Genomic DNA, 18,154 nt, shown 5'->3' on the forward strand with positions numbered 1-18,154 from the left:
TCCGTGCCGCGGGCGCGGCGCGTGCTGAGGCACCCTGCTCGCGTGCGGAACGGGACGACGGGTCGCCCGGCGCGGCCCGGCAGCGCGCCGGGCTTCGTGCTGGTGTTGCTCGGCCTCGCCGTCGCCGTGGGCACGCTCGCGGTCGCCTGGGCACCGGCCGTGGGCGACGGGCGCCACGAGGTGTGCACGTCGCGCGGCGCGCCGTACTCCCCGCCCCACGAGTCCTGGCGGGTGGCGGGGACCGCGTCCGCCTGGCCGATCGGCGTGGTCTGCACCTGGACCGAGCCGGGCACGGGGGACGTCGTGCGCCAGGAGCCGGCGTGGGCGCCCACGGTCGTCGCCGGAACGCTCACCCTGCTCGGCTGCGGGTGGTTCGCCGCCGCCGCCGGGAGCCGTGTAACGGGTGCAGTACGAAGGGTGCGGGCGGCGGAGCGGCGGGCCGGTTCCGGCCGGGTGTCGCCCTAGCGTCGGCGGTCGGCCCCGTGCGGGAGCCGGACCTGACCACGTCGGAGGAGTGCGAGCGTGACCCTTTCCACTCGGTGGGCTCCTCGGCTCGCTGCCCCCGTCCGCCGTCTCGGGACGGCGATGCTCCTCGTCGCGGCGCTCGCCGCCTGCGGTACCGAGCCGGGCACCCCGGCCGCGGCGCCCGCGTCGACCACCCCGCCGCCTCCGCCGGTGCTGTGGCCGCTCACCGGCCTGGACAGCCAGGGCACCCACGTCTACCGGCCCGCGCTGGCGGTGAAGATCGAGAACTCGGTCGACGCCCGCCCGCAGACGGGGCTCAACGCCGCCGACATGGTGTGGGAGCAGGTCGTCGAGGGCGGCATCCCCCGTTACGTCGCCGTCTACCACTCCACCGTGCCGGCCGAGATCGGCCCGGTGCGCTCGGTGCGGCCCATGGACGCCGCCATCGCCGCCCCGCTGGGCGGGCTCTTCGCCTTCTCCGGCGGGCAGCGGCCGTTCGTCGACGCCGTTGCGGCCTCGGGGCTGCAGGTGGTCAGCCAGGACGCCGGCGCCGGCGGCTTCCACCGGCTGCCCGCCCGGTCCGCCCCGCACAACACCTACGCCGATCCGCACGCGTTCCTGGCGCAGGCCGACCAGGCCCACGGGAAGCCGCCCGGCGGCCAGTTCCTCCTGGCCCGGACCCCGGAGGGGGCGGGCGCGGTCCTGGCGGGTGTGCCCACCGGCGTCGTGGACCTGAAGCTCTCCGGCATCAGCCGGCCGCGCTGGACGTGGAGCCCGCCCGACGGTCGCTGGGTGCGCGCGGAGGCCGGCGTCCCCGCGGTCGAGGCCGACGGCACGCCGCTGCGCGCGACCAACGTCGTGGTCCTGCGGGTCGAGGTCGTCGACACCGCGTTCACCGACCCGGCCGGCAACCCGGTGCCGGAGACGGTGATGGTCGGCGGGGGAGAGGCGCTCGTCGCCACGGGCGGCAAGACGCTCGCCGCCACCTGGGCCAAGGGCGGCCCGGCGGATCCGGTCGCGCTGACCGGGCCGGACGGCAACCCGGTGTTCCTCGCCCCCGGCACGACCTGGGTGGAGCTGGTGCCGGTCCGGACCGGGTCGGTCACGGTCGGCTGAGCCGACGGCCAGGGGCCGGCCGCGGGTTCAGGCGGCGCTGCGGGCGTGCACCCGGGCGTGCACCCAGCCCGCGAGGCAGTGCAGCGCGGAGTGCTGCTCGGCCGAGGCGTACCCCTGCTCGAACTGGATGGCCTCGAGCAGCGCGGTGCTGTCGACGTCGCCACCCCGGAAGAAGCGGTCCAGCACCTGCCCGGAGTCGGTGCGGCTGGTGAAGAAGCCGGCGATGCCGAGCGCGACGGCGTCGGACACCGCGATGGTGACCGGGGCGTGCGCCATCGACCCGCGCCGGTCGAGGACCTCCTGGACGGCGGTCATGGTCTGGTTCTCGGTGGCGGGCACCGTGGCCCGGCAGGCGATGCGCAAGACGTTCCTCCTTGAAATCGTTGTGCTCTCAAGGAATCGACCGAAGCGGTTCCGTCCTGCATCCCCCGTCCGGGTCAGGCGGTCAGCAGGCCGGTCGGCTGCTCGGTGAGGCGGCCGGAGTCCAGTGCGCAGGCCAGCGCCTTCTCCAGCACCGGCGTCACCGAGGCGGCGCGCCGCTTGTAGCCGAAGACCGTGGCGGTCGCGGTCAGCAGCTCCTCGCGCTGCATCCCCGCGGCGGCCCGGCACAGCGCCGCCATCGCGTTCGCGACCTCCTCCGGTGCCACGTGCTCGAGCGGCCGGTCGGTGCTCGACACCTGCCGGCGGAACCCGGTCCAGGTGGCCCGGTCGATCCCCTCGGGCCACAGGTGCTCCCCGTCGACGGCCGACGGCGGCAGCAGGGACAGCAGCATCTGCTTGCGCGCCTCCGTGGCCCGGTTGAGCCCGAACGCGCCCACGGTGAGCTTGGCCAGCCGGTCCACGTGGACCGGCCCCTCGGCCTTGATGCCGGCGACCATCACCCGGCGCACCGCGCGCGCGGCCTTCGAGGCCGGCAGCTCGTCGAGCACCGACTTCTCGCCGGCGGTCTTGGGGATCCACGGCACGAACGGTGTCTCGCCCTCCAGGGCGGTCGGTCCGGTGGGCTTCCTCGCGGCCGCCTTGGGCGCCGGACGGGCGGTCGCTGTCGGCACCGCCATCGAGGTCACCGAGGAGCGCAGCGCGGCCACGCCCTTGAACGACTCGACGGCGGCGGTGGGCAACGGCACCGGCTCGGGCGCCGGCCGGGTGACCGCGGGGGCGGCGTCCACAGCGGCGACCAGCCGGTCGACGACGGAGGCCGGATCGGCCAGCCACGCCGGCAGCCACACCCGCTCGACGACCGGCCAGCGCAGCATGTCGCCCAGCACCTCCGGCGGCAGCCCGTCCCGGTCGCCGACCGTGCCGCGGCGCGCCCACGCCGGCCCGTCCAGCAGCACAGCCATCAGCGGGGTCTCCGGGTCGGCGGCTCGACTGATCGACAGGTCGATCCGGAACTCCGAGAGGCCGACGTCGGTGCGCACGACCAGCCCGCGCTCGCGCAGCGCGGCCGCGATCTGCTCGCGGTGCCGGTCGACCACCGCCGCCGAGCGCGGTGAGCGCGGCAGCACGTCGGTGCCCTGCTCGGCCATGTCGAGGTAGGCCCGCAGGTGCTTGATGCCCACCGAGGAGGTCTCCTCGGCCCGCAGCTGCGCCGGGTCGAAGGAGGTGAAGACGACGACCTGGCGCCGGGCCCGGGTGATCGCCACGTTGAGCCGGCGCTCGCCGCCCTGCCGGTTCAGCGGGCCGAAGTTCAGCGGCAGCGTGCCGTCGGCGGTGGGGGAGAAGCCGGTGGAGAAGAAGACGACGTCGCGCTCGTCGCCCTGCACGTTCTCCAGGTTCTTGACGAACAGGCCCTCGCCGTCGGTGCGGTCGAGCGCGGCGGAGAGCCGGTCGTCGTCGGCGTCGCGCAGCAGCGCCTCGATGTAGGAGCGCTGCTGGGCGTTGAAGGTGACCACGCCGATCGAGGGGACGGCGTCGATGCCCTCCCACTGCGGAACGGCGTCGAAGCGGCGGCGGATCTCGGCGACGATCGCCTTCGCCTCGACCGGGTTGGTGCGCAGCAGCCGGCCGGCACCCGAGCGGTGGAACGTCCCGGGCACCCGCACCAGCGAGACCCCTCGCCCGTCGGGCTCGGCCGAGGCGCGCCCGTGCGTGGGCGCCGGGAAGGAGGAGAGCCGGCTGTCGTAGTACTGGGCGTTGGAGAAGGCGATGAGCGACTCGTCCTGGCTGCGGTAGTGCCACGACAGCCAGTGCCGCGGCACCCGCGCCTGCACGCACTCGCCGAGGATCGACTCCTCGTCCTCGACCGCGGTCTCCACCAGCTCCACCGAGTCGTCGCTCGCCGTGGTCGTCGGCTCGAGGAACGACGTCGGCGGCATCTGCTTGGAGTCACCGACCACCACGGCGGCCCGGGCCCGGCCCAGGGCCCCGATGGCGTCGGCCACCCGGATCTGCGAGGCCTCGTCGAAGACGACCAGGTCGAACTGGTCGGCCCGCGCCGGGAAGAACCGGGCCACCGAGTCCGGCGACACCAGCACGCACGGCATGACGGCGGTGATCAGCTCCCCGTACCGGGCCAGCAGCTGCCGCACGCCCAGGCCGCGCCGCTGCTTGGCCAGCTCCCGCTGCAGCGCGCCGACCTGGCCGGTGCCCATCGCGGCGTCGAAGGGCCTCGCGGCCAGCACCGACGCCGGCAGCGCGGCCGTCAGGTGCTGGCGGACGGCCCGCGAGGCCTCGGTGAACCGGGCGATCGCCGCCTCGTGGGCCTCGGCGTCGAAGGCGTCCAGCCCGGTGGCGACCAGCCGCTCGGCCACCGACGCGGTCGCCAGGCCGCGGTCCAGCGCGCGCACCGCGTCGTCGGCCGCGACGGCGCCGGTGATCAGCATCGTCCGGGCGTCGAAGAGCCCGGCGTAGCGCAGCGGCTCCAGGGTGTCGAGGAAGGAGACCCAGCGGCGCAGGGACACGAGCACCGAGCGCTCCGCGCCGGACCCGGACGGGGTCAGCAGGCCGCGCTCCGGGCGGGTCATCGACCAGCGGAGCACCAGGCCGTCCTCACCGGCCCAGGCGGCGAGCTGGTCCGACGAGCTGCGGCAGACGGCCAGCAGCGACGTGAGGGCGTCGCGCAGCCGCGCGACGGCTTCGGCGGGCTCCGGTGCGGCGGGCATGCCGGCGACGATCAGCTTGCGCAGCGCTACGTGGAAGGGCGAGGACCCGTCGACGGCGATGCCGGCGCGGCGCAGCCACTCCACCTGGCGCTCGAGCAGCCCGGGGTCGGTGAAGGGGTTCCAGCTCGGCGGCGCGGTCAGCCCCGGCACGGATCCGACCCGGCCGGCGATCGCCTGCACCGCCGTCTGCACCCGCCACAGGTTCTCCACCAGCAGCGGGACGTCCCTGGGCCGCACCTTCGTCCCCGGTCGCAGGGCGGCGGCGATCTCGTCGCGCACCGCGACCAGCCGCTTCCGGCGGCCCCACCACCCGGAGGCCGCGGCCGTCTGCGCGCGGACGTAGATCTCGGCCAGGGGCAGCGCCAGCACCTCGGGGGTCGCGACGTCGAGACCGGGGTGCCGGAACGCGGTGAAGGCGGCGACCTCGCCGAGCACCGCGCCGGTCGCCGTGGTCCAGCGGCCGCTGAACGTCTCGTCGAGCACGTCGAGGCCCACCGGGGGGCCCGAGAGCAGGTGCACCAGCGCGTCGAGGTCCTCCGGCGTCCGGACGTGGCGGAGCACGCCGCCGAGCTCGGGGAACCCGGACACCTCGCGGACCGCCGCGTCGACCTCGGCCGCGGCCGCGCGGGCCGCCGGCAGGTCGATCTCGGGGGAGTCGACGAACGCCCACGGGTGCCGCGGCGACGGCCGGGTGAGGTCGGCGATGTCGGGCAGCAGCGCCAGCGCCCGGCGGACGGCGGTCAGCACCTCGGCCGGGGCGTTGGCCACGAACGGCTCGGGCACCGGGAGCGCCGGGACGTCGGTGCCGGCGGTGAGCTCCGCGGTGCGCGCGCTGTACAGCGACAGGCCGACGGCGTTCTCGGCGTGCAGCCGGTCGGCGTAGCGGGCCAGCTGCCGGCGGGCCGAGCGCAGCGTCTCCGAGTCGGTGGCCAGCCCCTGCTCGTCGACGGCGATCGCGTGCTCCAGCGCCAGCCGGATCTGCGCCCGGACCATCGACGCGCGCGACCCCTTGTCGTGCAGGTCGAGGGCGAACATGCCCATGCCCACGGCGTCCAGCCGACGGGCCACGACGTCGAGCGCGGCGCGCTTCTCGGCGACGAACAGCACGCGCTTGCCGTCGGCGACCGCGCGGGTGAGCAGGTTGGTGATGGTCTGCGACTTGCCGGTGCCGGGCGGGCCCTCCAGCACGAAGGTGCGACCGGCGGTGGCCTCGGCGATCGCGCGCAGCTGGGAGGCGTCGGCGGGGACGGGCAGCCGGCCGGCGAGCTCGTCGAGATCCACGTGGGCGCCGGAGTCGCGCGCCGGGTCGAGGAAGGGCTCGGTCGGCTCGTGCACGAGGTGGTGCACCAGCGGGTTCCGGCTGAAGTCGCCCCAGTGCTCGTCGAGGTCCTTCCACAGGCGGTACTTGGCGAACTGCAGGATCGCCAGGTCCGCCGTCGCCTCGACCCGGTAGGGCAGGCCGTGGCCGACGAGGCCCACCCGCACCGCCTCCAGGGCGCGCTCGAGGTCCGGGGTGCTCTCCGCGGTGTCGCTCAGCGCCGGGACCACCAGGCCGTGCACCTGGCGCAGCTTCTCCAGGAGGCAGTAGTTCGGGGTGCTCGCCCCCGACTCGTCCAGCGACAGCCGGTAGGAGCCGGTGCGCCCGACCGGCGCGAGGACAACCGGCACCAGCAGCAGCGGGGAGCGCAGCGGTCGGCCGTCGAGCTCCCACACCAGCGAGCCGAGCGCCAGGTAGAGGTTGTTGGCGCCGGTCTCCTCCTGCACCGTCTTGGCCCGGTAGGCGAGGTTGCGCAGCCGGGGCAGGTACCCGCCGGAGGTGACGTCGGCGTGCACCTCGCGCCGCTCGACCAGCAGCTCGGTGAGGCGCTCGGCGGGCAGGTCCCCGGCGCCGGCGAGCCCGCGCTCGGTCTGCACGGCGGCCAGCCGGTCGCCCGGCAGCAGCGTGATCGGGGTGCCGTCGTGGATGAAGTTGTCCAGGATCGGCAGCGCGGTGCCCGGCAGCGTGAGGGGCAGCCCGGCGCGCTCGGTGTAGTTGATCAGCCGGTTGCGCAGGCTCAGGTCCAGCAGCGCGTTCTTCCACTGCTGCACCCGGGGCGGCGCCTCGGGACGGCTCGGCTGGTGGGCCGGCACCGGCCCGGCGGGGAACGCCGGGGCGCTGTGCTCGGCCGGCCGGTACTCCACGACCTGGAGCAGGCCCTCCGGCGTCCGGGCGCGCGCCGGCAGCGGGAGGATGCCGTCGCGCCGGGCGCGGTGGACGTCGGTGACGCCGAGGACGCGCTCGAGCTCGCCGGCGAGCCAGCGCTCGTACGCCGGGGCGTGCAGGTCGGCGCCGGGCTCGCCCGCGCCGGTGAGCAGCGTGGTCTCGACCAGGCCGATCAGCCCGAGGTCGACCAGGTTGACCAGCGGCGCGGCGTCGGTCGTGGCGGCGGACTCGGAGCTGCGCTCCTCCCGCCAGTAGCCGAGGAAGGCGTGCGCCCCGCCCGCCATCGCCCCGCCCGCCGGCACCCCGCCGGGGCCCTCGGCCAGCCAGAGCAGCGGCCGGATGCCGGCCTGCTCGAGGGCCGCCGCGAGGAGGACGACGGCGTCCAGGGGCGTGGCCACCCGCCAGGTGAGGACGTCGCCGGGAGAGCGCACCTGCTGGCCGAGGTCGGCCCAGCTCAGCGGCGGCTCGGAGTGGCGGACCCCGCGGCGGCGCACGACCTCGGCCAGCGCCGCGACCACCTCGTCCACCCGCTCGGCGGTGGCCGCGTAGCCGACCATGGCGCCGCTGCCGGTCCGCTCCGCCAGCAGCTCGCCGGCCTCGGTGACCAGCCCGGTCACCGCGGGGTGGTTGGGCATGACGTGCGCGGCGAGCATCTCGAGCGCCAGCGGCAGGGGAGTGGCCAGCCACTGGTTGGCGGCGAGGACCTGCACCGGCGCGGAGGCCTCGCCGATCAGCGTGTCGTCGAGCCACACCTCGACGTCGACGACGCCGGGGCGCTGCTCCTCGACGTGCAGCATCGCGGCCGGGTCCATGACCAGGCCGATCCCGGTGAGCACCGTGGTGCGGCCGCCGTCGACGTCGGCCAGCAGCTCGACGGCCTGCGCGATCGGCCCCTCGGCGTCGCGCACCGACAGGCGCACGGTGACCCCGCGCAGCGAGCGCTGCGAGGTGAGCGCCAGGCGCGACACGACCGGGATGCGGTTGTGCGCCAGCGCGTAGCTGAGCACCGGCGTGGAGGTCAGCTCGATGGAGACCACCGTCGGCGGCGCGACGACATCACCGAGCTGGATGTCGGCAGGGCTCTCCATGTCACCTGTCTACCGGGTCGGACGGACTGGTCCGCCCATGGTCCCCGACAGGAGGGGCGGATGTGACGGGAGAGCCCGATCGTTGCTGGGGGGCAGGGATGGGCGGCCTCCCGATGGTTCCGATCCCGGCCGGTCCTGCCGATGGCGTGCGCCCCCCAGTGGCCGGGGGGCCGGGAGCCAGCGGCTGGCGCGTGCCCGGTTCGCTTGCAGGAGCCGACCAGGTCGCCGCACAGCGTCGTCGACCCAGCCGGAAGTCGCCGCGCGGTCGCCCCAACGCCTCAGGCCTAGGCCGAGGGCAGTAGTTCGCCGGGAGGGGCAGTCCCTCCCCCGAGCCCCGTAACGACGTGCGGCCAGCGGGGCGAGAGTCGCCTGCGTGATCACTCGTTGTGCTCACAGCGAGCCGAAGGGATATTAGCGCTCATCAGCCGCTGTGTTTACCGTCACGTCGGGCTGCTGGCCCGCCGAGTTGAAGGAGCACGATGGCGACCGTTCCTCCCACTCCTCCGGCCATCCAGGTCGACGAGGCGTTCGTCGCCGTCGACAGCGGCCGCGTCCGGCTCCTGCGCGACGGCGAGGGGCCGTCGCTGCTCTACCTCCACGGCGTGGGCGACCTCGGCGGCTGGCTGCCCGCGCTGGCGCAGCTGGCCCGCGCCCACCGCGTGCTCCGTCCCGACCATCCGGGCTTCAACGGCAGCGACGACCTCGCCGTCGCGACCCCCGCGGACGTCGCCGGGGTGCACCTGCGGCTGCTCGACGAGCTGGGGGTCGACGCCGTCGACGTCGTGGGCTGCTCCTTCGGCGGGTGGGTCGCCGTGGAGCTGGCGCTGCTCGCCCCCGAGCGGGTGGGCCGGCTGGTGCTCATCGACCCGGCCGGGATGCCGGCCGAGGAGGAGGCGCCGCAGGTTCTCGACCTCCCCCCCGACCTGGCGGCGCCCCTGACGTTCTCCGGCGCCGAGATGCAGGAGGCCGCCCGACGTCGCGCCCTGGACATGGACCCGGTCGCGGTTGAGCGGGACCGGCGCAACCGCGAGGCCGCCCGGCGGCTCGCCGGCGACCCCTACATGCACGACCCGGCGCTGCCCCGCCGTGCCGCCGCCCTGCGGATGCCGGTGCGGCTGATCTGGGGCGAGGACGACCGGATTATCCCCGTCTCCCACGCCCGCGCCTGGACCGCGGCGATCCCGCATACCCAGCTGGCGGTCGTGCCCGGTGCCGGTCACCTGCCGCACGTGGAGCGGCCCGACGCCTTCCTCGCGCACGCCGGCCTTGGCGTGCCCGCCGTCTGACCCGGGAGGGTTCGTGGAGCTCCGCCACCTGCGCTACTTCGTCACCGTCGCCGAGGAACTGCACTTCCGGAAGGCCGCGGAGAAGCTGCACATCGTCCAGCCGGCGCTGAGCAAGCAGATCAGCGCGCTCGAGCGGGAGCTCGGGGTGCCGCTGCTAGAGCGCGACCGCCGGCACGTCATGCTCACCGAGGCGGGCCGAGTGTTCCTCGAGGAGGCCACCGAGGTCCTGGCCCACGCCGACGGCGCGATGGTGCGCGCGCGGGCGGTGAGCCGCGGCGAGGTCGGCCGGCTCAACATCGGGTTCATCCAGCCGGCCCTGGCCGATCTGCTGCCGCGGTCGCTGCGGGTGTTCCGGCAGCACTACCCGGGCGTCCTGCTTACCCTGTCGGAGGCCACCAGCCGGACGGCGGTCGAGCGGATCGCCAGCCGGAGCATGCATTTCGCGTTCACCCGGCTGCCCACCGTCGCGCGGCCCGACCTGGCCACCGAGGTCCTCAGCGAGGAGCCGGTCTCCCTCGTCGTCCCGAAGGGGCATCGGCTCGCCACGCAGGCGTCCGTGCGCCTCGAGGAGATTGCCGGTGAGGACACCGTCCTGATCGACCGCAAGGTGGAGCCGGAGCTGCACGACTACTACGTCGCGGCCTGCAACTCGGCCGGCTTCAGCCCGCGCGTGGCGCACGAGGTCAACAGCACCTCGGTCGCGATCGGCCTCGTCGCCGGGGGGCTGGGCGTGGCGTTCGCGCCCTCCTCGGCGCGGCTGGCCCCCCAGCACAACGTGGCCTACGTCCCCATCGAGGGTGACCGGCTCAAGCTGACCATGGGGGCGATGTGGCACTCCGGTCCGCGGGCCACCGTCCTCGACAACTTCCTCCGGCTGCGGCCGTGGGAAGCCGGCGGCCGCACCCCGGTGCCCCGGGCCGCCACCCCGCCCACCCCCCACGCCGCCCCGGAGGTGAGCCGCGGTGCCTGAGCACCCTGGACCGACGACCACGCCCGACACCGTCCGCAGCCCCGAGGACTCCCTCGCCCAGCACCTATTCCGCGTGGACGGGCTCGGCGCGGTCGTCACCGGTGCCGGCAGCGGGCTGGGCCTCGCGATGGCCCGGGTGCTGGCGCGCAACGGCGCCCGGGTGACGCTGGCCGACGTCGACCGCGAGCGCGTGGAGGAGGCGACCGAGGCGCTCCAGAAGGAGGGGTGCGACGTCCACGGCGCCGTCGCCGACGTCACCGACCCCGCTGCCGTCGACGACCTCATGGCGACGGCGGCGCAGTGGGGCAGCGGCCTGCACGTCGCCTTCGCCAACGCCGGGATCTCCGCCGGCCCCGGGCCGGTGCTGCCGGAGGGGCGGCTCGACGCCGTCGACGACCAGCGGTGGCAGCGCGTGCTCGACGTCAACCTCACCGGGGTGCTGAACACGGTGCGCGCGGCCGCCCAGTCCATGACGACCGGCTACGGCCGCATCGTGGTCACGTCCTCGCTCGCCGGGGTCCGCGCCGACCCCCTCGTGGGCTACGCCTACACCGCGACGAAGGCCGGCGTCGTGGCGCTCGTGCGCAACGCCGCGATCGAGCTGGCCGGCCGCGGGATCCTGGTCAACGCGATCGCCCCCGGCGCCTTCGTGACCAACATCGGCTCGAACAACCCGGGCCGGTCGGGAGTCGTCGAGGAATTCGCCCGCGCGGCCGCCCTGAAACGGCTGGCGGACCCTTCTGAGGTGGAAGGCATGGCGCTTTTCCTGGCGTCGCCAGCATCCAGTTATGTAACCGGGTCGGTTCTGGTCGTCGACGGGGGCGCGACGACCGGCCGGAACTCGGTCTGAGGCTGAGTGCTGAGCGTTATCACGTAATGCTTTATTGATCCGACCGGCAAATCTTCCGCCGACTACTGTGAGCTGCAACACCCGGCATGTCATTGTCCTGTCGCCGCATTCCGGCGGGGATTTCCGCACCCGGGGATCCGCATCAACGACGATGGAGAGGTACGTCTGTGAGAAGCATGCAACGGCTCCGGGCCGCGACGGCAGCGGGGGCGGCCGTGCTCCTGTCCCTGACGGCGTGCGGCGGCGGTGACGAGGGAGGTTCCGACGCGTCCGGCTCGACCGGGAGCGGCGGGGTCACGACCGTCCAGGTCGCCTTCAACCCGGCGTCGCAGTTCGCCCCGCTGTTCCTCGGCATGGAGGACGGCATCTTTGAGGAGCACGGGCTCGAACTCGAGCTCGTGCCGCAGACCGATATCGCGGCGATCATCTCGGGCCTGGCCAGCGGCCAGTACGACTTCGGGTTCGCCACCGTCGTCCACCTGATCAACGCCCGGGACAACAACATCCCGGTGAAGGCCATCGCGACCCCCGACGGCCAGCAGGCCTCGGAGGAGGCCGATGACATGGGCAACGCCCTGGTCGCCGGCCCCAACTCCGGCATCGAGGGCCCCGGTGACCTCGGCGGCAAGACGCTGGCCGTCATCGGGCTCTCGTCGCTGAACACCCTGGCCGCGCAGGAGCTGGCCGAGCGCGAGGGCGTCGACGTCAACACCATCCAGCTGGTCCAGATGCCCTTCGGCCAGATGCCGGCCGCGCTGGCCGCCGGCGACGTCGACGCCGCCGTCGTCCAGAGCCCGTTCATCGCCGAGGCCCTCGCCGACGGCTCCACGGTGGTCGCCAAGCCCAACGTCGAGCTGTTCGCCGACCAGGCCGTCGGTCTGTTCCTCACCAGCGAGCAGCTGATCGCCGAGAACGAGGCCCTCGTCGAAGGCTTCGCCAAGGCGATGGTCGAGTCCCAGGAGCACGCGGCCGAGAACGTGGAGGACGCGCGCGCCACGCTGGTCGAGCACATGGGCCTGACCCCGGAGGCTGCCGAGGCGGCCACCTGGTGCACCACGTGCGACCCGGCCCTGGACACCGAGGGCTTCGAGACGGTCCAGGAGCTGCTCCGGAAGTTCGCCGGCCTGGAGGACCTGCCGCCGGTGGAGGAGTACGTCTGGGAACCGGCGCTGGATTACTAGCAACGACTCACGGGGGAGGGCGGGGCCGCGCCGGCGCCGCCCTCCCCGGCCAGAGCGACAGAGAGGTCCCCATGAACGCGATCGCCCGGTACGCCCGGCCGGTGCTGCCCCCGGTTGTCACCCTGCTGCTCGTGCTCGGGATCTGGCAGGCGGTCACCGCCTCGGGTCTCTTCCGGCCCGACCAGTTCCCCACCATGAGCAAGACCCTGGAGGCGCTGGTCACCGCCCTGGCGACCGAGGCGCTGTGGACCGCCGTGGGGGCGACCCTCCAGGGCTGGGCCATCGGCCTTTCGATCGCCGCGGTCCTCGCCATCTCCGTCGGCTCGGCGCTGGCGGCCAGCGACATCGCGTACCGCAGCGCGGCCAGCGTCATCGAGATCTTCAAGGCGATCCCCGCCATCGCCATCCTGCCGCTGGTGATCCTCGTCCTCGGGTCCACCCTCGAGATGAAGGTCTTCCTGGTCGCCTTTGCCGCCTTCTGGCCGCTGGTCGTCCAGGTGATCTACGGCGTGCGGTCCACCGATCCCACGGTCAGCGACACCGCGCGGGCCCTGGGCGTCCGGGGGTTCCGCCGCTTCCTCACCGTGACCATCCCGAGCGCCTCGCCCTACATCGCCACCGGTCTGCGCATCGCGTCGGCCAGCGCGCTCATCCTCGCCGTCGTCTCCGAGCTGGTCGGCGGCGCCGAGGGCATCGGCCGGGCGATCCTCATCGCCCGCAACGGCGGCGTCACGTCCTACCCGACCATGTACGCCTACATCCTGGTCTCGGGCTTCCTGGGCGTCCTGCTGACCGGCGCCTTCTTCCTCCTGGAGAAGAAGGGCATGCACTGGCACGAGAGCCAGCGCAACGCACGCAACAACGAGCTGGGGGCCCGATGACCGCCGCGACGACCGGCACCGCCGCACCGAGCACGGAGGTCGCCTCGCCGGCGGGCGCCCTCCCGGGGGCGCACCGCCCGAAGGACTCCCCGGCGCCCGCGCGGGCCCGCAGCGGCCGACCTCGCTGGCAGCGGTTCGCGCTCGCGGTCTGGCTGCCGGTCACGATCCTCGTGACCTGGTGGTTCCTCTCGGCGAACAGCACGTCGCCGTACTTCCCGCCGCTGTCGGCCATCGTCGAGGAGCTCCACGAGGAGTGGATCGCCGGCGACGCGAAGCTGCAGCTGCTGCCGAGCCTGCGCAACCTCGCGCTCGGCTTCGTCGCCGGTTCGCTGATCGGCGTCGCGGGCGGTGCGCTGCTGTGGCGGTTGCCCGTTGTGCGCAGCGCCACCTCGCCGATCGTCTACTTCCTGTACGTGCTGCCCGCCCCCGCGCTGCTGCCGGCGATGATCGCGCTGTTCGGCCTGGGCGAGATGCGGCAGATCGCCCTGATCGCATTCGGCGCCACCTGGCCGGCGCTGCTGAACACCCTCGACGGGATGCGCGGCATCGACCAGGTCAAGTTCGACACGGCCCGGGCGATGCGCTTCAGCGCCCTGCGCACCGTCTGGCAGGTGGTCCTGCCCGGTGCCTCGCCGCAGATTGCCGCGGGCCTGCGGGCCAGCCTCCAGGTCTCGATCATCCTGATGGTGGTCAGCGAGATGGTCGCGGCCCAGGAGGGCATCGGCTACTTCATCCTGCAGGCCCAGACGGTCTTCGCGATCACGACGATGTGGACGGGCATCCTCATCCTCTCGGTGATCGGCACGCTCCTCAACTACCTGTTCGTGGCGGTCGAGCACCGCGTGCTCGCCTGGTACTACGGCTCGCGCGCCGTCGGAGGGGGAGCCCCGTGACCGGCGCCCCCGCACCCTTCCCTCGCACCACCCCCCACCGGATCGGAGACGGCATGACCCAGACCCTCGCCACCGAAGGCGGCACGACGCCCGCCGGCCCCGACACGCCCGTCCTGGACGTCCGCGGGCTGCGGAAGGTCTTTAACGTCGGCAAGCCGGACGAGCGCATGGCCATCGACGAGGTCACCTTCTCGATCCGCAAGGGCGAGTTCGTCTGCGTCGTCGGCCCCAGCGGTGCGGGCAAGACGACCCTGCTGCGCTGCATCTCCGGCCTGGCCTCGCCCAGCCGCGGTTCGGTCGAGTTCGAGGGCGCCCGGCTGACCTCCGTGCCCGACCAGCTCGGCGTGGTGTTCCAAGACTACGGCCGCTCGCTGTTCCCGTGGTTCACCAACGGCGCCAACATCGCGCTGCCGCTCAAGGCCCGCGGGGTGCCCAAGGCCGAGCGGGCCCAGCGGGTGCAGGAGGTGCTGCACGCGGTCGGGCTCGGCCACGTCGAGAAGCAGTACCCCTGGCAGCTCTCCGGCGGCATGCAGCAGCGCGTGGCGATCGCGCGCACACTGTCCTACAAGCCCGACCTGCTGCTGATGGACGAGCCGTTCGCCTCCGTCGACGCCCAGACGCGCTTCGACCTCGAGGACCTCATCCTCCGGGTGCGCACGGAGCTCGGGATCACCGTCGTCCTCGTCACCCACGACATAGACGAGGCGATCTACCTCTCCGACCGGATCGTGGTGCTTTCCGGCTCCCCGAGCCGGGTCCGCGAGATCGTGGACGTGCCCCTTGGCAGCCAGCGGGAGCAGGTCGCGACGCGGTCCAGCGAGACGTTCCTGGACCTGCGCAAGCACCTCCTCTCCCTGGTCATGCCGCACTGACCCCCGTGACGACGACGCCGCTCCGCACGGAGGCCCCCGGGTCCACGACGACCGTCGTCGAGCAGGTCGCGGCCACCCTGACCGGCCTGGGGATGACCGACCTCTTCACGCTGATGGGGGCGGGCAACGTCCGGTTGATCCACCACCTGGCCACCGGGCACGGCGTGGCGGTGCACCACCTGCGGCACGAGAACGGTGCCGTCGGGGCGGCCGACGGGTGGGCGCGGGTCACCGGCCGGGTCGGCTGGTGCACCGTGACCCAGGGGCCGGGCTTCACCAACACCCTGACCGCCCTGCTCACGGCCGACCGCGCGCGCTCGGCGGTGGTCATGCTGACGTCGGACTCGTCGGGGCTCGACGTCCGGCAGTCGCCGTTCGCCGCGGGCGTCCAGGGCCTGGACCCGGTGCTGCTGCTCGACCCGGTGGGCATCGCCACGGTCCGCGCGACGGGGGAGACCGCCGCGCAGGACCTCGTCGACGCGCACGACCTGGCCCTGCGCGAGCAGCGGCCCGTGGTCCTCGTCCTGCCGGCCGGCATCGACCTGCTGCCGGCCGGGCCGGCGCCGGTGCTCGCCGGGCCGCCGCCCGACCCGGAGCCCGCCCCCGAGGCCGACCTCGCCGCCGCCGCCGAGGCGCTCCTGGCCGCGCGCCGGCCGCTGGTCGTGGCCGGCCGGGGCGCGGTCGAGGCCGGGGCGGGCCCGGCCCTCGTGCGGCTCGCCGAGCTCACCGGCGCCCACCTGGCGACGACGGTCCGCGCGCTGGGGCTGTTCGCCGGCCACCCGGCCGACCTCGGCATCCTCGGCGGGTTTTCGACGCCCGAGGCGGCCGCCGTGATCGCCGACGCCGACTGCCTGGTCGCCGTCGGCACGTCGCTCAACTTCTTCCACACCCGCCGGTCGCAGTTCCTCGCCGGCGCGACCATCGTCCACGTCGACCGGGCGGCCGCCGCGTTCACCGCCTACGACCGGCCGCAGGTCGCCGTCCTCGGCGACGCGCGGGAGGTGGTGGAGCGGCTCGGCGCGGCGTTCGCCGGGCGGACCGGGGACCGGTCGCCCGCCGTCGCGCCGCCGGTGGCGGGGTTCGAGGACGTCTCGGCGCCCGGCCGCATCGACCCGCGGGCGCTGAGCGCCGCCCTCGACCGGGTGCTGCCGCGCCCGCGCCGGGTATTCCTCGACAACGGGCACTTCGGCGGCTTCCCGATCGTGCACATGACCCATGACCGGCCGGGATCGCTCGTCTGGTTGCCCGAGTTCGGGGCGGTCGGCAGCGCGCTGGGCGCGGCCGCCGCCGGGGCGATCGCCGAGCCCGGGACGCAGTCGGTCCTGGTCATCGGCGACTGCGGCTTCTACCTGACGATGGGCGACCTCGAGCTCGCTGTGCGCGAGCGGCTGCCGCTGGTCGTCGTCTGCATGAACGACGGCGCCGCCGGCTCGGAGCTCGCCCACATGAAGGACTGGGGCGTCCCGCCCGAGCAGGCCGTCTTCGGCTACGCCGACCTGGCCGCCGCCGCGCGTGGCATGGGCGCCCAGGCGATCGCGGTCCGCGAGACCGCCGACCTGGCCGGGGCCGTCGAGGGCTGGGACCGCGCGGCCGGTCCCCTGTTCCTGGACTGCCACATCAGCCGCGACGTGCGGAACCCGCTCTACGACCACGCCTGACCCGGGTCGTCCCGGGGCCGGGCGTGGTCGTCAGTCGGCGAGCCGGACGAAGGTCTTCGCCGCGCGCACCCGGCCGGCCGCGAGGTCCGCGAACGCCTGCGGCCCCTCGTCCAGCGACACGTGCGCGACGGTCTCCGGCGGCCGGACGCGGCCCTCCTGCAGCCAGCCGACGGCCAGCTCGAAGTCGCCCCGGTCGAAGCAGTTGGCGCCGACGATCGTCACCTCGCGGCGGATCACCGGGAACCAGGACAGCTCGGTGACGTCAGTGTGCAGCCCGACCATGATCACGCGGCCGCCGCGCCGGACCAGGTCGACCGCGGCGGAGCGGGTCTCCTGCGTGCCGACCACGTCGAACACCGCGTCGTACCCGGCCTCGGGGAGGCCCGCCGCGTGCTCGCCGGCCGTGGCCACGTCGGCCACCGCGGCCGCGGCACCGGCGGCCAGGGCGGCCGCCCGCCGGTCCGGGTCGGGGTCGGCGACGACGACGCGGTCCAGGCCGAGCAGGCACGCTGCGTGGACGACCAGCCCGCCGATGGAACCCGCACCGATCACCAGCGCCGACCGGGTCCGCCCCTGCAGGGCGAGCCGTACGTCGTGGCACGCCTGCGCGAGCGGCTCGGCGGTCGCGGCCATCTCGGGTGTCACCGCGTCGTCGACGGCGGCGAGGTTGCGGACCGGCACGACGACCCGCTCGGCGAGCGCGCCCGCCCGGTGCACGCCGATGATCTGAAGGTCCGGGCAGAGGTTGTCCTCGCCCCGGCGGCAGGCGGGGCACGCGCCGCAGGTCACCTGCGAGTTGACCGCCACCCGGCGACCCACCCAGGCCACGTCGGCCTCGCTGCCGACCGCGCTGACAACCCCGGAGAACTCGTGGCCGCGGACGTCACCGGGGCGGGCGATCCCCATGCGGCCGCGGTACGCGGTCACGTCGGAGCCGCAGATGCCCACGCGGTGGACGTCGACGAGCGCGTCCCCGGGGGCGGCGACCGGCTCGTCGACCTCGCCGATGGCCATCCGGTCCGGACCACCCCACCGCAGGGCTTTCACGCGCCGGTCTCCCCGCCGCCGGGGGTCAGCCCCTCGTGCATGGTGCTGCGGAAGAAGATGAGCGGCTCGCGGTCGGCGTGGTGGGTGGCGCCGGTCACCGAGCCGATCAGCAGCATGTGGGTCGCCTGCTCGAAGGCAGCGGTCAGCGTGCACTCGATCGAGGAGACGACCCCGTCGAGCAGCGGGGCGCCGTTCTCCGCCGGCGCCCACTCGACGCGCGACATCTTGCCCGGCTCGCTGGAGGCGAACAGCCGTGCCACGTCCTGCTGGGCGGCGGAGAGGATGTTGACGGCGAAGGCGCCGGAGGCGGCGACGGCCTGCCACGTCCGGGAGTGCTTGGCCAGGCAGACGATGATCTGGGGCGGGTCGGCGGACAACGAGGTGAAAGCGTTCACCGTGCCGCCGTGCGGGCCGTCGGGGCCCTCGGCGGTGACGACGGTGACCCCTGTCGCGAAGGTCCCGCACACGGCGCGGAAGGCGTGCGGATCGGGGGCGGCCGGCGTGGGCACCGTGGCCTCGATCGTCATCCGGGCTCCTTCC

Annotated in this window: 14 protein-coding genes; 10 read left to right on the forward strand and 4 right to left on the reverse strand. The window is 74.4% G+C overall.

Annotated elements, in window-relative coordinates; all coding sequences use genetic code 11:
• Positions 1-42 precede the first annotated feature (42 nt).
• Together ACI8AG_RS06320 and ACI8AG_RS06325 are read left to right on the forward strand one after the other, a co-directional pair.
• Positions 43-465 carry a hypothetical protein gene (locus tag ACI8AG_RS06320; RefSeq protein ID WP_456596327.1) on the forward strand — a complete coding sequence of 141 codons (423 nt, stop codon included), beginning with the start codon at positions 43-45 and terminating at the stop codon, positions 463-465.
• Between the two features lie 57 nt (positions 466-522).
• Positions 523-1,581, forward strand: coding sequence for a DUF3048 domain-containing protein (locus ACI8AG_RS06325; RefSeq protein ID WP_456596328.1), 1,059 nt, complete (start codon positions 523-525; stop codon positions 1,579-1,581).
• A gap of 27 nt (positions 1,582-1,608) precedes the next feature.
• Here the strand turns inward: ACI8AG_RS06325 and ACI8AG_RS06330 are convergent, their stop codons facing one another.
• Positions 1,609-1,944, reverse strand: a complete 336-nt coding sequence (locus ACI8AG_RS06330) for a hypothetical protein (RefSeq protein WP_456596329.1) — start codon at positions 1,942-1,944, stop codon at positions 1,609-1,611.
• A gap of 74 nt (positions 1,945-2,018) precedes the next feature.
• Positions 2,019-7,976: a DUF4011 domain-containing protein gene (locus ACI8AG_RS06335; protein WP_456596330.1), complete on the reverse strand. Its 5,958-nt coding sequence runs from the start codon at positions 7,974-7,976 to the stop codon at positions 2,019-2,021.
• Between the two features lie 479 nt (positions 7,977-8,455).
• On the opposite strand from ACI8AG_RS06335, the gene ACI8AG_RS06340 reads away from it, so the two are divergent.
• From ACI8AG_RS06340 to ACI8AG_RS06375, 8 genes are all read left to right on the forward strand, one after another.
• Positions 8,456-9,262 (forward strand): alpha/beta fold hydrolase, encoded by an 807-nt coding sequence (locus ACI8AG_RS06340; RefSeq protein ID WP_456596331.1) that lies wholly within the window; start codon positions 8,456-8,458, stop codon positions 9,260-9,262.
• A 13-nt stretch (positions 9,263-9,275) separates the two neighbouring features.
• Positions 9,276-10,232 carry a LysR family transcriptional regulator gene (locus ACI8AG_RS06345; protein ID WP_456596332.1) on the forward strand — a complete coding sequence of 319 codons (957 nt, stop codon included), beginning with the start codon at positions 9,276-9,278 and terminating at the stop codon, positions 10,230-10,232.
• Positions 10,225-11,082 carry an SDR family NAD(P)-dependent oxidoreductase gene (locus tag ACI8AG_RS06350; RefSeq protein WP_456596333.1) on the forward strand — a complete coding sequence of 286 codons (858 nt, stop codon included), beginning with the start codon at positions 10,225-10,227 and terminating at the stop codon, positions 11,080-11,082. The genes ACI8AG_RS06345 and ACI8AG_RS06350 overlap by 8 nt, the downstream gene beginning before the upstream one ends.
• A 176-nt stretch (positions 11,083-11,258) precedes the next feature.
• Positions 11,259-12,263, forward strand: coding sequence for an ABC transporter substrate-binding protein (locus ACI8AG_RS06355; protein ID WP_456596502.1), 1,005 nt, complete (start codon positions 11,259-11,261; stop codon positions 12,261-12,263).
• Positions 12,264-12,334: 71 nt separating this feature from the next.
• On the forward strand, positions 12,335-13,144 hold the full coding sequence (locus ACI8AG_RS06360) for an ABC transporter permease (RefSeq protein ID WP_456596334.1): 810 nt from the start codon (positions 12,335-12,337) through the stop codon (positions 13,142-13,144).
• Positions 13,141-14,037, forward strand: a complete 897-nt coding sequence (locus ACI8AG_RS06365) for an ABC transporter permease (RefSeq protein WP_456596335.1) — start codon at positions 13,141-13,143, stop codon at positions 14,035-14,037. The genes ACI8AG_RS06360 and ACI8AG_RS06365 overlap by 4 nt, the downstream gene beginning before the upstream one ends.
• A gap of 53 nt (positions 14,038-14,090) precedes the next feature.
• A complete protein-coding gene (locus tag ACI8AG_RS06370) occupies positions 14,091-14,909 on the forward strand; it encodes an ABC transporter ATP-binding protein (protein WP_456596336.1) in 819 nt (272 codons plus the stop codon).
• A gap of 5 nt (positions 14,910-14,914) precedes the next feature.
• Entirely contained in the window at positions 14,915-16,567 is a 1,653-nt protein-coding gene (locus ACI8AG_RS06375) for a thiamine pyrophosphate-binding protein (protein WP_456596337.1), read from the forward strand.
• Positions 16,568-16,597: 30 nt separating this feature from the next.
• Here ACI8AG_RS06375 and ACI8AG_RS06380 read toward each other — a convergent pair whose 3' ends face one another.
• A complete protein-coding gene (locus ACI8AG_RS06380; RefSeq protein WP_456596338.1) occupies positions 16,598-17,581 on the reverse strand; it encodes an alcohol dehydrogenase catalytic domain-containing protein in 984 nt (327 codons plus the stop codon).
• Between the two features lie 29 nt (positions 17,582-17,610).
• Positions 17,611-18,141, reverse strand: a complete 531-nt coding sequence (locus ACI8AG_RS06385; protein WP_456596339.1) for a flavin reductase family protein — start codon at positions 18,139-18,141, stop codon at positions 17,611-17,613.
• Positions 18,142-18,154 lie beyond the last annotated feature (13 nt).

It is taken from the genome of Blastococcus sp. SYSU DS0552, assembly GCF_054050815.1.

Bases quoted from the DNA above. Each gene is read 5' to 3' on its own strand.
- ACI8AG_RS06365 (WP_456596335.1), top strand. From the start codon at position 13,141: ATGACCGCCGCGACGACCGGCACCGCCGCACCGAGCACGGAGGTCGCC.
- ACI8AG_RS06335 (WP_456596330.1), bottom strand. From the start codon at position 7,976: ATGGAGAGCCCTGCCGACATCCAGCTCGGTGATGTCGTCGCGCCGCCG.
- ACI8AG_RS06370 (WP_456596336.1), top strand. From the start codon at position 14,091: ATGACCCAGACCCTCGCCACCGAAGGCGGCACGACGCCCGCCGGCCCC.
- ACI8AG_RS06385 (WP_456596339.1), bottom strand. From the start codon at position 18,141: ATGACGATCGAGGCCACGGTGCCCACGCCGGCCGCCCCCGATCCGCAC.
- ACI8AG_RS06355 (WP_456596502.1), top strand. From the start codon at position 11,259: ATGCAACGGCTCCGGGCCGCGACGGCAGCGGGGGCGGCCGTGCTCCTG.
- ACI8AG_RS06360 (WP_456596334.1), top strand. From the start codon at position 12,335: ATGAACGCGATCGCCCGGTACGCCCGGCCGGTGCTGCCCCCGGTTGTC.
- ACI8AG_RS06380 (WP_456596338.1), bottom strand. From the start codon at position 17,581: ATGGCCATCGGCGAGGTCGACGAGCCGGTCGCCGCCCCCGGGGACGCG.
- ACI8AG_RS06340 (WP_456596331.1), top strand. From the start codon at position 8,456: ATGGCGACCGTTCCTCCCACTCCTCCGGCCATCCAGGTCGACGAGGCG.